11 protein-coding genes are annotated in these 15,251 nt (G+C 43.7%); 5 read left to right on the plus strand and 6 right to left on the minus strand.

From position 1 onward, the window contains the following. The first annotated feature begins 27 nt into the window (after window positions 1-27). From HGG78_RS10615 to HGG78_RS10630, 4 genes are all read left to right on the plus strand, one after another. A complete protein-coding gene (locus HGG78_RS10615) occupies window positions 28-660 on the plus strand; it encodes a DUF2760 domain-containing protein (protein ID WP_171980973.1) in 633 nt (210 codons plus the stop codon). Next, a complete protein-coding gene (locus HGG78_RS10620; RefSeq protein ID WP_172532870.1) occupies window positions 660-2,543 on the plus strand; it encodes an Hsp70 family protein in 1,884 nt (627 codons plus the stop codon). Before HGG78_RS10615 ends, HGG78_RS10620 begins: the two co-directional genes overlap by 1 nt. Window positions 2,544-2,594: 51 nt before the next feature. After that, the gene (locus tag HGG78_RS10625) at window positions 2,595-5,405 is read left to right on the plus strand and encodes an Hsp70 family protein (RefSeq protein WP_172532871.1); all 2,811 of its coding nucleotides are present in this window, start codon (window positions 2,595-2,597) and stop codon (window positions 5,403-5,405) included. A gap of 407 nt (window positions 5,406-5,812) precedes the next feature. Next, entirely contained in the window at window positions 5,813-6,361 is a 549-nt protein-coding gene (locus HGG78_RS10630) for an MSHA operon transcriptional regulator (protein WP_053312280.1), read from the plus strand. A 74-nt stretch (window positions 6,362-6,435) separates the two neighbouring features. On the opposite strand, the gene HGG78_RS10635 is transcribed toward HGG78_RS10630, so the two are convergent. From HGG78_RS10635 to HGG78_RS10650, 4 genes are all read right to left on the minus strand, one after another. Then, a complete protein-coding gene (locus tag HGG78_RS10635) occupies window positions 6,436-6,774 on the minus strand; it encodes a YggL 50S ribosome-binding family protein (RefSeq protein ID WP_053312373.1) in 339 nt (112 codons plus the stop codon). 257 nt (window positions 6,775-7,031) lie between these two features. Next, the gene (locus HGG78_RS10640) at window positions 7,032-7,253 is read right to left on the minus strand and encodes a hypothetical protein (protein ID WP_053312281.1); all 222 of its coding nucleotides are present in this window, start codon (window positions 7,251-7,253) and stop codon (window positions 7,032-7,034) included. Window positions 7,254-7,362: 109 nt separating this feature from the next. Further along, window positions 7,363-8,373, minus strand: a complete 1,011-nt coding sequence (locus tag HGG78_RS10645) for a LacI family DNA-binding transcriptional regulator (RefSeq protein WP_053312282.1) — start codon at window positions 8,371-8,373, stop codon at window positions 7,363-7,365. Between the two features lie 36 nt (window positions 8,374-8,409). Next, complete coding sequence (locus HGG78_RS10650) at window positions 8,410-9,846, minus strand: 6-phospho-beta-glucosidase (protein WP_172532872.1); 1,437 nt, start codon at window positions 9,844-9,846, stop codon at window positions 8,410-8,412. A 282-nt stretch (window positions 9,847-10,128) separates the two neighbouring features. Between HGG78_RS10650 and HGG78_RS10655 the strand changes: the two genes are divergently transcribed. After that, complete coding sequence (locus HGG78_RS10655; RefSeq protein ID WP_172532873.1) at window positions 10,129-11,505, plus strand: DEAD/DEAH box helicase; 1,377 nt, start codon at window positions 10,129-10,131, stop codon at window positions 11,503-11,505. Between the two features lie 129 nt (window positions 11,506-11,634). On the opposite strand, the gene HGG78_RS10660 is transcribed toward HGG78_RS10655, so the two are convergent. Further along, window positions 11,635-14,082 (minus strand): trimethylamine-N-oxide reductase 2, encoded by a 2,448-nt coding sequence (locus tag HGG78_RS10660; protein WP_172532874.1) that lies wholly within the window; start codon window positions 14,080-14,082, stop codon window positions 11,635-11,637. Between the two features lie 22 nt (window positions 14,083-14,104). Further along, complete coding sequence (locus HGG78_RS10665; RefSeq protein WP_053312286.1) at window positions 14,105-15,199, minus strand: NapC/NirT family cytochrome c; 1,095 nt, start codon at window positions 15,197-15,199, stop codon at window positions 14,105-14,107. Between the last annotated feature and the right edge of the window lie 52 nt (window positions 15,200-15,251).

The following is a 15,251-nucleotide window of genomic DNA, read 5'->3' on the forward strand; positions in this document are numbered from 1 at the left end:
TGCACCATTGTCTACAGAGAATTCCGTATGAACTTCGATTTAAATATGATTCCTACTACATTTGATATGCTGCACGCAGGTCTTGCTGCATCCAGCATTTTACTGCTCATTATTGCCGTTTCTCGCAAATCAAAAGTCGTTGAGAAAGTCATTGAAAAACCGGTTGAGAAAATTGTCGAAGTCGAAAAACCGATCGAAAAAATCATTGAAGTTGAGAAAATTGTTGAAGTTGAAAAAGTGATAGAGCGTGTGGTTGAAGTCGAATCCAAATTAGCAACTGCCTCAACAGACTCTGCAATGCAACTACTATCCCTTATGCAGCAAGAAGCGCGTCTGATTGATTTTCTCAATGAAGATGTCTCTGCTTTTTCTGACGAAGAAGTCGGTGCGGCCGCGCGCGTCATTCACGCTGGCGGTCAAAAAGTTTTGAAAGATTATGTCGAACTAAGCCCAATCCGCTCAGAAGACGAAGAAACCCGCATTACCATTGAAGCTGGTTTTAACCCACAACAGGTTCGTCTTACTGGTAATGTTACAGGCAGCGCACCGTTTAATGGCACACTCGTTCATAAAGGTTGGAAAGCAACGTCAATGACACTGCCAAAATTAGCAGAAAACTACGACGCTAGTATCATCGCCCCTGCTGAGGTTGAACTGTAATGGAACAGAAATCCCCTAAATTCAGTGTTGGTATCGATTTAGGTACCACCCACTGCGTACTCTCTTTTGTTGATACTCAAGATGAAGATGCACGCGTTTCAGTGATGAGCATTCCGCAGCTCACCGCACCAGGCACCGTGGAAAGTCGAACTCAATTAGCTTCGTTTTTATACCAACCTCACGAACATGAAATGAATGCTGCTTCACGTGTTTTACCTTGGTCAACAGAACCAACCGCTTTAGTTGGCGCGATTGCGCGTAACCTTGGCAGTAAAACCCCGATTCGTCTTGTCGCTAGTGCAAAATCATGGTTGTGCCATGGTGGTGTCAATCGCAGAGAAGCTTTCCTTCCCGCCGGAAGCAGTGATGATATTGAAAAGGTTTCGCCACTGAAAGCAACGGAATATTATTTAGAACATTTAAAAGCAGCATGGGATCATGCTCATCCAGAGCAGCCACTCTCTGAGCAAGATGTGACTATTACCGTACCCGCTTCTTTTGACCCAGCCGCCCGTGATTTAACCGCAGAAGCCGCACGTAACGTTGGTTTTGATCACCTAACACTGCTTGAAGAACCGCAAGCTGCACTCTATAGCTGGATCGATAACAGCAATGAGGCGTGGCGTGATGAAGTTAATGTTGGTGATATTGTATTAGTCGTCGACATTGGTGGTGGTACCACCGACCTTTCTTTAGTTGAAGTAACTGAAGAGGAAGGCAACCTAACCTTGAATCGTATTGCCGTCGGTGAGCATATCTTACTTGGTGGCGACAATATGGATCTCGCCCTTGCCTATCGCCTTAAAATGAAACTGGCGCAAGAAGGTAAAGAGCTAGCTCCGTGGCAAATACAAGCGATGACACACGCTTGTCGTGATGCCAAAGAAGCGCTACTTAATGACCGCGAACTCGCTTCCGTGCCGATTGTTGTGCCTAGCCGAGGCTCAAAGCTACTCGGTAGCACATTAAAAACAGAACTGACTCAACAAGAAGTTCAGCAAATGTTAGTGGATGGCTTTTTCCCAAGTGTCAGCATTAGTGAGCATCCCGTACAAAAAACGCGCGGCGCACTGACTCAAATGGGCTTACCTTACGCACAAGATGCTGGTATCACTCGTCATATTGCGGCTTTCTTGTCAAAGCAAGCTAATGCCACCAGTGAAACAACTCCGCACAATGAATATAACCCTTTTGCGGGTATGCCTGGTATGGGAGACGCCCCAAAAGCCGATTTCATCAAACCTACGGCTGTTTTATTTAACGGTGGTGTTCTGAAGTCGAATTTACTGGCCGATCGTTTATTTGGGATCATTAACGCATGGCTAAGCTCGGCTAACGCGGCGCACGCTAAACGTTTAAGCGGTTTAGATCTTGATCTTGCCGTTGCTAGCGGCGCTGCCTATTATGGTGCGGTTCGCCGTGGTCAGGGCGTTCGTATTCGCGGTGGCATTGCCTCTAGTTACTACGTCGGAATTGAAAGTGCAATGCCTGCCATACCGGGAATGGCACCACCAATGGAAGCGCTATGTGTCGCTCCATTTGGTATGGAAGAAGGTTCGAGCACACCAGTGCCTAGCCAAGAATTTGGGTTAGTAATTGGAGAACCTGTGCATTTCCAATTCTTTGGGTCAACCGTACGTCGTGAAGATCAAGCAGGTACTCACCTCGATTACTGGGCACCCGATGAATTAAAAGAACTTCCAGAAATTCAAGTAACGCTACCAATATCTGAAGGACGTCGTCAAGGTGATGTCGTGCCAGTGACGTTAGCTTCACGTGTCACGGAATTAGGCACTTTATATCTTGAGGCAATTGCTTCTGATAATGGCCAAAAATGGCACGTAGAATTCGATGTGCGAGAAGATTCGCAATCCACTCAGTAAACTTTGAAGCGGCATCCTTATGGATGCCGTTTTTGAAATATAGGTGCCACCATGACCTCTCCTCGTTTTCTTGTCGGTATTGATTTAGGAACCACCAATACTGTGGTCGCATTTTGTGAAATAACCGATCAATTAGAAAGTTCCCCCGTTAGTCTTTTTGAGATTGACCAACTCATCGGCCCCGGTGAAGTGGTTCGTAAACCGTTATTACCATCATTTCGCTATCACCCTGCTGATGGACAAATTTCAGCCAATGACTTAACCCTGCCGTGGAATATTCAACCTGTTACTGGTGACACGGCCAATGTCATCATCGGCCAATGGGCTCGCGATCTCGGAGCAAAAGTGGAAGGACGCCAAGTCTCTAGTGCCAAAAGCTGGCTTTCACACCAAGCGGTTGATCGTCGACAAGATATCTTGCCTTGGGCCGGAGCTGCGGATGTCGATAAAGTGTCGCCTGTTGTGGCAAGTGCCAGTTACTTAAACCACATTAGACAAGCTTGGAATTACCGACACCCAAGTAACCTATTGGAAGATCAAGAAGTCGTCGTCACGGTACCGGCTTCTTTTGATGAAACCGCGCGTAAACTCACCGTTGAAGCGGCTTCACTTGCAGGCTTGAATCGCATTGTCTTACTCGAAGAACCACAAGCGGTATGCTATGACTGGTACGCACGTCACCGCCATACTGCCGCAGATGAATTACAACAATTGCCTTTAATTTTAGTGTGTGATGTTGGCGGAGGAACGACAGATTTAAGTTTGATTGAAGCAAAACACTCAGATCAAGGTGAGCTATCCCTCGACCGAATCGGCGTGGGTGAACATTTAATGCTAGGGGGTGATAACCTCGACTTAGCCCTCGCGCATTTGGCTGAGCAACGTTTCAATCAATCGAAAAAACTCACCGCAGCAAGCTTAACCAAACTGATTCAACAAACTCGACAAGCCAAAGAGCAACTGCTTTCAAGCCAAGCACCCGATGAAATGAAAATCACGATGCTCGGCAGCGGCTCAAAACTTCTGGGGGGAACAAAAAGTATTTCCCTGACCAAACAAGAAGTACATCAAATTGCCCTAGATGGTTTTTTCCCAATATCTTCCTTTGATGATGTTCCGAACAGACGCCGCAGTGCCGTTGTTGAATTTGGTTTGCCTTATGTGGCAGACCCTGCGGTCAGTAAGCATGTCGCCGAGTTTTTGACCCAACATCAACACGTGTCACGCAGCGCTCTAAAGCATGAGCAAAACACCCCCGCCATTCCGGTTGGGCTTTTACTTAATGGCGGCGTGTTTAATAGTGAATTAATTACTTCACGCATTATCCAATTACTAACACATTGGCGCGGTTCTGATATCACCGTTCTTGATAACCCTCACCCCGACTGGTCTGTTGCATTGGGTGCGGTTGCCTTTAGTAAAGCTCGCCGGGGTGCACAACTTAAAATTGGCGGGGGATCTGCCCGATCTTACTTCTTGCATCTACCAGAAAGAAATAAACTAGGTAAAGCATTGTGTCTTCTTGCCAAAGGCACAGAAGAAGGACAAGAGATTCGACTCACCAGCCGACGTTTTTCACTCACGTTAGGTGAACCGGTTCGTTTCAACCTATTGACGTCCACTCATGACACATTATCCAACAATACCGCTCTACAAAATGGCATTTTAGTGCCCGTTGATCATGACATGTTTAGCCCTCTCCCGCCTTACATTACGAGTTTGCATGGTACAGATGAGCCAACCATGCATGCCAATCAAAAGCAGAGAGTGGAAGTGCAACTGGCTTGCCAGCTGACCGAGGTTGGCACACTAAAAATTGAGTGTGTCAGTGTGGAAGATGAGAGTAAACGCTGGCAACTTGAATTTGAAGTACGTAACCAACAAGCCAGTGATGATGAACAAGTTAAACTTCATCCTCGCTTGCAAGACTCGAAAGATCTGATCACCCGCCTTTACAGCGGCAATAAAAATAGTGCCGATAGTCAGGCAATAAAAACACTCAGCAAAGACTTAGAAAAATGGCTAGGAAAACGAGATGAGTGGGATTTTACTACGCTACGTCACTTATTTGATTCGTTCACACAAGGGAGAAAGCGTCGACGTCGTTCTGAGCAGCATGAGAAAAACTGGCTACGTTTAGCGGGGTTTGCTCTTCGACCTGGGTTTGGTGACCCAACCGATGCATGGCGCATTGAACAAATTTGGAGTTTATACCAACAAGGTATTCAGTTTCAGAATCATCAAGGTTGGAGCGATTGGTGGGTATTTTGGCGACGTATTGCTGGTGGATTAAATCAAGAACAGCAGGAAACCATTTTGTCCGATATTGCCAAATACCTTCATCCTGGAGCAATGAAAAACCCTAAATCGGCACAAGAAGCGCAAGATAAAGGTTATGAATCGATGGTACGACTTGCGGCTTCGCTAGAAAATCTAGAAGTGGAAGATAAAGTGTTATTGGCAAGCTGGTTTTTAAATAAAGCCATCAACCATACTCAATTTGAACAAGCACATTGGTGGGCGGTTGGCCGACTAGCATCTCGCACTCCATTATATGGCAGCCACCATTCGGTTATCCCCCGTGAACAAGCAGAGCAATGGCTTCCTAAAATACTGGAACAAAACTGGCAAAAAGAGCCGATGATAGCCTTTGCTGCAGTGATGATATGCAGAAAAACAGGCGATAGACAGCTTGATATTTCAGATCAATACCGCTTACAAGTTTTGAGTAAGTTAAAACAGAGTAGAGTCGCGGAGTCTTGGGTCGCGCTTGTCGAGGAAGTGAATACACTTTCAGAAAGTGAATCAAAGCGTGTATTCGGTGATGCCCTGCCAAATGGACTAATTTTACTTAACCAATAACATCAAATGCACCATATTTTCTATTTAGCCTTGTTACAATCCCCCTGTGGGGAAAGCTATGGGGTATGGTGCTTTATCTCTAGATGAGTTTATTTCTATTAACTTGTTCCGGCAATACAACGAATTATCTCTAAATTTTTCAACAAAAAATCAAATATTGCGTACTCTACACATATTTAACGCCAAGCTAAGCTCGCATTTTTGTATAAACCTTGTAGAATCTCTCATACTCACAGCACATCGAAATGGTGATGGATAGCGTGAGATCTATACGTAATTACAATAATTCAACTTTACGTCGTTGGCTGTCATTGTTGGCATTTCATAAATTATGGTGCCGTTTTCATCGGGCAAATAATCTCAATATTTGTTTCAAGTGGTGTACTTAACTAATTACTGTAGAAGTCATGAACGAAGATAAATTTACTAATGTCTACCGCCTACCAGGCTCATTACAAATTCGAATTTCCAAATGGCAAAGAACCTTTAAAGGCACGTCAGATTTGGTGCTACACCAAGTATTGGTCGCAAGAAACAAGCAATTTAGGAAACCCCACTTTTTCCCAAAAGGCTGGTGCGTAAACCTATTTGATGAAAATGATATTTCGATTACTCATCATGGCCGTTATATCCAAACGAGCATGAGAACGATGATCGATCGCAAAGTATCGTATAAGCGAGTCTATCTATCACGTGTTCCTCTCGAGCAGGCGGAGCCGGCCTTGCGCAAGTATAAGCAAGAATGGATTCGTAACTTTAATCGAATAGCAAAAGAGTATAATCAGATTAAGAAAAAGCAGTTCTTGAATTTTGCTAGAGAAGAAGCAGAGACACTTTATCCATCAATTCCTAAAGAAGGTTTTGACAAAGCGCTATGGAATAAGTTGGTAGTTTCCAAATTAGGCCCAGCTCAGAAATACAGCAACCCTTATTTCGTTAAGCAGGCTGATTTTTAGTTAGTAAAAAGCCAGAGTAAACACACTCTGGCTTTTTGTCATCGACTTAATGAGACTTTAACAAGTTATCGTGATTATGCGTAATTCGCGTCAACTAATTCACTAACGTCAACTTTGTTTACTTCCGCACGGCTTTCTAGCCATTTCACGACTTGCGCTTTTTCTTCTTCTGTCACTGAACGGTAACGCTCCGTTGCACACAAGAATCCTTCGAATAGCTCTAGACCACCGCCGCCGAAGCACAGACCAATGCTGTCGATGTAATCAATAAACTCATCAACGAAGAGATCATATTGCTCGAAATCTTTGATAGATGTCGCGCAGCTAACTTCAAAACCTAAAATCGCAAATTCACCTAAAAATAGTTTTTTACGGATACGGCGGTTTTTGTTTTCTAGCTTCTCAATTTTCATCATCTTCTCTCTTTCGGTTTGAATGGCGCTTTTATACACCTTTCGACTTCATTTCCCAAATGATTCCTAAACAAAACCATCTCAAGTGGCCAATTTCAAAGCAGTCCGCATCTTTGACTGGGCACTTCTCTCACTGAAAACACTGTGTTAACTCTACTGTGGCGAATATATAAAACAGTTAAACCAATAGCAAAAGAGAAGAGCCACTTCAACGGCTCCTCTCTCTTTATTAGATTGATGATTAATTTGATCAATGGTTAATGCTGAACACCAGATGGATTTTCACCAAACTCTGCCTGCTCATAGATATCAGCCAAGCTCTTTGCACGTTTAGCAACCTTGCGACGTTTTGTTGGTTCAAAGTACTGCTCGACTTGTTTTAGCGTTTCTTCATGTTCTTGAGCAGATTGGACAAAGTCTGGATTGGCTAACGCCTCTTGGCGAAGGCGGTTAACTCGTTCTAACGTTTCCCACAACATATTTCACCTCCAACTTTACTGTGTATACATACAGATTAGTAGAAGCTATTATGATGTCAAGTTTTTTACTGTTTATTTATACAGTTTTTTTTGAAAAAATAAATAGATATCAGCAAGTAGCTGATGCCGTTGACTCGCGTTGAATAAGCTGACCTAAATAGCGATGAGCCGTAACTAGCTGAATATTTTTCCTTTCAGCTAGCTGTAGAGCTAATTCCACCGCGTCTTTCGTTAACTGCTCAATCGGTAAAGAGACCGTTGATAAGCTAGGGACTGAATAAGCCGCTGCCGGTTCATCATCAATACCAATCACCGACACATCAGAGGGGATCGAAAGACCATATTCGTGCAAGGCTCTCATCGCTCCTAACGCCATATCATCGTTACAGGCTAAAATAGCACTAAAGATAGCTTTTTGTTCTAAGAACTTCACAACTGCAGCATACCCTGACTGCATCATATTATCGCCTTCAAACGTTAAAGCGACGTCAAAAGCAATACCAGCTTGTTCAAGTTGAGCTTGGTAAGCCGCAAATCGTAATCGGCCAGTATCACTATCTAGTGGGGATGCAATACATGCGATCTTGTTATGACCAAGCGCCAACAAGTGCTTCATCGCCAAAGCACTAGATTGCTGTTGTTCAAAACCAAAACTGTGAAGTCCTACCTCTTCAATGGTTCGATTTAAGATAACCAAAGGGACAGTCAAAGTCGCTTGTAGCTCTTTTAATGCTTGATTGGTGAGATGCCGACTATAAAGCATGATTGCATCACAACGTTGACTTTGCAGTAATTGCACTGCGCTTTGCTCACCTTCTGCACTATTATGACTATCCATCACTAGCAGCGTTTTTCGAGCCTTTTGTGCTCCCTGAGCCGCTTGGTGAAGCAACGTGCCAAAGTAGCTTCCTTGAAATTGAGGCAGTATTAAACCAATAGCGTTTGCACTGTTAGTTGCAAGTGCTTGAGCTAGAACATTCGGTTGATAGCCTAACGCTTTCATTGCTTGTAAAACAGCATTACGGGTACTGTCTTTCACTTGACCATTTTGGTTAATCACCCGTGAAACAGTGGCTTTTGAAACCCCTGCCGCTTTACAAACATCGTTGATAGTGGCCATTGTAACTCCAAGTGGTTTGGGGATAGTTGAAAAGACTTATAACTGCTCACCATTAGATTCAATCACTGATTGATACCAATGAAAACTTTTCTTTTTGCTACGTGCCATTGAGCCACTTCCATCATCATGTTTATCAACATAAATAAAACCATAACGTTTTTTGTATTCACCAGTGGTGAAAGAGACACAATCTATACACCCCCAAGGGGTATAACCCATCACATCAACACCATCTAACGTAATTGCTTTTTTCACTTCTTCGATATGAGCACGGAGGTAATCGATGCGGTAATCATCTTGAACCACACCTGTATCATCTAATTGATCAATCGCTCCAAAACCATTTTCAACGATAAAAATCGACTTTTGATAGCGTTCATATAGCTCAGACAACGCATAGCGTAGTCCTACAGGATCAATTTGCCACCCCCATTCTGAAGCTTTCAGATGTGGATTTAATCGACTTTGTATAAATAGACTTGTCGTTTCTCCATCTGGGTTTACTTCAGCTGAAACAATATTCGTCATGTAGTAGCTGATTGCCAGATAATCGGCGCAGCCATTGCGTAGAATGGTCTCATCTTCGGGCTGGGTATCAATGTGAATCTGTTTACGTTCCCACTCACGTAAAATGTAACTAGGGTAATAACCTCTAATTTGTACGTCACTAAAGAAATACTTCTCTCTCATCAGTTCTTGAGAACGAATCATATCTTCAGGTCGGCATGAGGCTGGGTATAGCGGCATCATGTGGATCATACTGCCAATTTGGAACTCAGGATTAATCTGGTGACCTAATGAAACCACCAAAGCACTGGCAATAAACTGATGATGAAGCACTTGGTACATCACTTGCTCTGGGTGTTCATGTTCTGAGTAAATAACGCCTGAATTACAATAACCAAATAATGGCAATTCCCAGTTACGTTGGTTGTTTATCTCATTGAATGTAATCCAATATTTTACCTTTTCTTTGTAACGCTCCATCACGACTTGGCTAAATTTAACAAAGAAATCAATGACCTTACGATTTTTCCAGCTACCGTATTGCTTAACCAAATGCAAAGGCATTTCAAAATGCGATAGCGTGATAACAGGCTCAATACCATACTTGAGTAATTCATCAAACAGATCGTCATAAAATTGTAGCCCAGCTTCATTAGGCGTTTCTTCGTCTCCGTTAGGAAAGATACGAGTCCAAGCTATCGACGTTCGAAAACATTTGAAGCCCATTTCAGCAAATAACGCAATGTCTCCTTTGTAGTGACCAAAAAAATCAACCGCTTGGTGGTTTGGGTAAAAATAATTATCACCAACGCCATCAGTAATCACTCGAGGTACTTCATGAGCCCCTTTCGATAAAACATCAACAATGCTGATGCCTTTACCTGCTTTATCCCAACCACCTTCAACTTGGTGTGCTGCAACCGCACCACCCCATAAAAAATTTTTTGGAAACCCATTATTTTGCATCGAATCCACCTTTCATTTCACTTTCATTCAGAAAACATAGCCAAGGCATGTTAACTAAATAATAAACGATCCAACCCAAATTGTAACCGGTTTCTGTAACCGGTTACAATTGAGTATTTAACCTCACTCACTAAGTAATTATTTAAGCTAAACAACGTTACGCTTCGTTTTGAAGTAATCGCAGACATACATTCCATAGCACTTTCTGCGTGACTGCTGTATGCTTGCGCCTTTCCGCAACATGATGCGGATCACTATTCTTTTACATATCGAGACATTTTAATGAGTTTTGCCTCTCTGGGTTTATCTAATGCCATCCTGAAAGCTGTCGCTTCTCAGGGTTACGAAACACCATCGCCAATTCAGGCGAAAGCCATACCAGCCGTACTTGAAGGCAAAGATGTGATGGCAGCTGCTCAGACAGGCACAGGTAAAACCGCAGGATTCACCCTTCCTATTTTAGATTTACTCGTGAAAGGGCCGAAAGCAGGACCGAACCAAGTTCGTGCTTTAATTCTCACTCCAACCCGTGAGTTAGCAGCCCAAGTTGCCGATAACGTCACCACTTATGGACAGAATTTACCGCTTAAATCTGAAGTGGTTTTTGGTGGGGTCAAAGTGAATCCACAAATGATGAAAATGCGTCGTGGAGTGGATATTTTGGTTGCCACACCAGGCCGCCTGCTTGATCTCTACAATCAAAAAGCGATTAAATTTAATCAGTTAGAAATATTGGTTCTTGATGAAGCTGACCGCATGCTGGATATGGGTTTTATTCGAGACATCAAAAAGATTCTTGCGTTACTGCCGCCTAAACGTCAAAACCTTTTATTTTCAGCGACATTTTCTGATGAGATAAGACAACTAGCGAAAGGGTTGGTCAATAATCCAGTCGAGATTTCAGTTACACCACGCAACAGTACCGCTAAAACGGTTAAACAGTGGGTTCACCCCGTTGATAAGTCTAAAAAACCGTCGTTGCTGATCAAATTGATCAACGACAATAACTGGAAACAGGCACTGGTTTTCACGCGCACTAAACATGGTGCAAACCGTTTAACTGCCCAGTTAGAGAAAAGTGGCATCACTGCTGCGGCTATTCACGGAAACAAGAGTCAAGGTGCTCGTACCAAGGCTTTAGCCAACTTTAAAAATGGTGAAATTCGTATTCTTGTTGCAACGGATATCGCTGCACGTGGAATCGATATTGACCAGTTACCACAAGTAGTCAATTTTGAACTGCCGAATGTCCCTGAAGATTATGTACACCGCATTGGTCGTACTGGCCGTGCTGGCGCCGAAGGTAATGCGATTTCTTTAGTGTGCGCTGATGAAGCGAAAGATATGTTTGCTATTGAACGCCTGACGCAAAATGTGCTAGAGCGTATTGAAATTGAAGGTTTTTCTCCGGTTAATAAACTGCAAAATTCGCCATCACTCTTGCCTATAAAAGCGAAAAAGCCAAAGAAACCTAAAAAAGATAAGCCAGAGCATAACGATGGTCAACGCTCAGGCAATGTGGCCAACGGTCGCAGCGCCAATACGTCGAACAAGCCCAAACGCAACCCAAGCAATGCAGTGACTACTCAAGGCACGAAACCAGCTCGTAGTGGTGGACAAAATCGACCTCGACGTGCTCCCAAAAGCGCTCAGGCGTAAGACCATCAATTATCTTTAACGAGAAAAGAGGCATCTAAGCCTCTTTTCTTGCTTTCACTGAACCATAAACTTGAATGAAAAAAAGCCGCACAAGGCGGCTTAGCTATGGATAACTTGCGGTATGCAGCCCTAGACGCCTTGTGGTGGCGTAAATGCCGTTAGTGGTAAAGCTTCTCCGCTGTATTTTTCAATTTTCACAATCGAGGAGTTACCAGCACAACCATTAGCGAGGCGAGATGTAGGAATGTCTGCCGTTAATACATTACACCCACCATTTTTACAGATGCCATGCGGCTTATCAAAATCTGGCCATGCTCCTTCATGGATACATACCGAGCCTTGTTTAATACCATCCGTTATGAAAGCCCCAACCAATACCTGACCGCGTTGGTTAAATGCTCGCACCAAATCACCATCTTGAATTCCACGAGACTTAGCATCCTCAGGATGAATCCAAATTGGCTCTCGGTTAGCAACCGCATACAGCTCACGTAACTTGGCATAATTCAATTGACTATGCAGCCGGTGCGCCGCATGCGACGTCATTAATTGCAATTCTCCATCTTTTGCATTTCCCACCCATTCAGTTGGTGGTAGCCAAGTTGGGTGTGGTGGACAATCTGCATAATTGAAGCTTTCGATGGTCCTAGAGTAAATTTCAATTTTACCACTCGGCGTTCCCAACGGATTCAAAATTGGATCATCTCGATAGGCGGCATAGCGAACAAACTTAGCGTTTGATTCATTCCACTTCATCTCAATGAGTTGGTTTTGTTTCCAAAAATAGCTAAAGTTAGGCATCGCAACACGGTTTTGGCGACCAATCTTTTGTGCTTCTTTATAAAAACCAGCCAACCACTCCATTTCCGATTTATTCTCGGTATAAACCGCTCGACCTCCAGCTTTAAGCAGCTCAGCCATATCCGCAAACACATCGAAATCATTGCGGGCTTCGTATTGTGGTTCAATCACTTGTTTCATTGGCACTAAGTGCTGATTACTGTAATCCCCGGTCATGGTTAAATCATTACGTTCAAACGAGGTTGTAATTGGCAACACAATGTCCGCATGCTTTGCCGCCGCTGTCCAATACGGTTCGGAAATTACGATTAACTCAGGCTTTTGCCAGGCTCGAATCAAACGATTTGTGTCTTGATGATGTGTAAAGTTACCACCACCAGCCCACCAAATCATTTTAACATCCGGGAAGCTTTTTTGATGCCCATTGTGTTGGTAACTGCCCCCTGGGTTTTCGAGCGCTTCGACAATGCGAGCTACTGGGAAACTATTGACCGCACCTGAAACTGCCCAATCATTCCCAGCCGATGACGCTCCATCGATAGCTGCCGATATTGCAGGTAACACCCCCGCCGTTCTCGTTGGGTTACCACCATTAGAATAGTGGTACGAGAATCCGAACCCACCTCCAGGCAAGCCAATTTGCCCGAGCATTGATGCCAATGTAACCAGCATCCAGTGTTTCTGCTCGCCATATTGCTGACGTTGAATTCCCCAACCGGCCATCAGCATGGTTCGGTTTCGGCTAAAGATATCACCAAGTAATTCAAGCTGCTTTGCCGAAACACCACAAATTTCCTCAGCCCATTGGGGAGTTTTAGGGGTGCCATCCGTCTTGCCTAGTAAATACGCCTCAAACTTGTCATAGCCCGCTGTATATTTATTTATAAATTCAATATCATGTTGCTGCTTTGAAACCAAAGAATGAGCAATACCTAGCATCATTGCTACATCTGTCCCTGGATGCGGCGCAATCCATTGTGCATTTTCACCAAAAAACTCAATGGTTTCTGAACGCATTGGGTCTATTGCAATAATGGTCTTTTTAGACTGTTTAAGTTGATGAAAAAATTCAATACCAGCCCCATCAGTACTGCTCCATGCAATTTTTAGGGTATTGAGCGGGTTTAACCCCCAAAGCACAACAACATCACTCGTCTCGAGAACCACCGGGTAAGTGGTTTGCTGTTCGTACACCTCTATCGAACCTACCACATGCGGCATGATTACTTGCGCCGCTCCAGTCGAATAATCACCTAAATGACCAGAGTACCCGCCAGCCATACTCATATAGCGTTGTAATAATGTTTGCGCTTTGTGCAAAATACCACTGGAGCGCCAGCCGTAAGAGCCTGCAAAAATACTTTCAGCCCCATAGCTATTTCGAATTCGTAAATGTTGTTCATGGATTAGCTTCAATGCTTTATCCCAGCTAACGCGTACAAATTCATCGTCACCACGTTTTCCATCTGGTTTTTGCGGGTTCGCAAGAAAGCCTTTACGCACCATTGGGTATTTCACCCGCGCTTTGGTATGCGCTTGATCTGGAGCGGAAGTTTGTAAGCTATTTGGAACACTTTGTGGCAATGCATTGGTCGAGGAAACAATTTTTCCATCTTTAACTTCAACCAACATTGCCCCCCAACGACCTGCTGTTAATACTGCAGAACCACTTCGCTGCTCAGCAAATACAGGCATAGGGGCAACAGAAGAAATCACGATAGCACTGGCGGTTGCGCCCGCGCCTTTTAGAAAACTTCGACGTGTGAGAGTAGTCATCACTGAATCCTTATATCATGTCTTATTGGGCAACAACGTCTTTCGCATTGTATTGGAAGTATTTGGTCAGGATTTCTAAATCCTCTTTAGTGATAGATGTACGATCACCCATACTTTTCGCTACAGAAGGCCATGCGTTGACAGTAAAGTGATTGCTTGGAATCTTAGCGTGACAAGTTGAACAATAAACATTGTCTAACTGCTCTGCATATGCCCAAAGAGAATCAATCTTACCGAGTACAGGCGTATCTATTTGTGCTTCCAATGTCACCTGACGCCAGCTATTTCCATAATCATCTTCATTGTATGTCCCTACACTCAGCTTTTGTTGCCCAGCTTCAGTCAACATAGCAATAACAGCACGTTTACCTTCTCCCATATACAAGACTTGTTCCGCGCCTTGCATTTGATAACCCGTCAGTTCAATAGTACGAACACCGTCTGCTCCTTTTAACACTTTTAGTGGGGTTGCTGGATTAATCGTGCCCAAATCGCCCATAGATGTAGCCTGCATAGCGTATACCACGGACGAATCTAGCGGCGTTAGACTCGCTTCATCTACTAAGTGTGCCAAGGCTTGGCTATCCATTTTCACTTCAGGCAGTATGTGTGCCACACCTTTGTGGCAATCAATACATGTTTGATTATTATCAATGCCATATTGGTGCATTTTTTGCGCTTCTGCCGTTTGGTCAAAAGTTTCCATCGCGTCTTCGTTATGGCAAGAACGACAGGTAACTGAATCATTTGCTTTCAATTGCGCCCATACGGTTTCTGCCATTTCCGCTCGATGTGTTTCATACTTTTCATCCGTACTAATTTTCTTAGTGATGAACTCATGATAAATATCTTTCGACGCTCTGATTTTAGTGATCAAATAATCCATGGTATCGGTCGGAATATGACAATCTGCACATTCAGCGCGAATCCCTTTGGCATTACTAAAATGCACGGAGCCCTGGTACTCTTTAAATGGTGTATCCATGGTGTGGCATGACAAGCAAAATTCAGTACTTGAAGTCTTTTCTAAAATGGCATGAGTACCACCAAGACTTAGCCAGCCAATCACTACACCAATAGCAAGAAGTCCTACTATTGTTCTCTTTTTAATATTCATTATTCCTCACAAATGCTGGTGATGGTTGAACGACAGTTCACTGAACGCCTAA

The sequence above is a fragment of the Vibrio aestuarianus genome, from assembly GCF_012395185.1.
Classification (GTDB): domain Bacteria; phylum Pseudomonadota; class Gammaproteobacteria; order Enterobacterales; family Vibrionaceae; genus Vibrio; species Vibrio aestuarianus.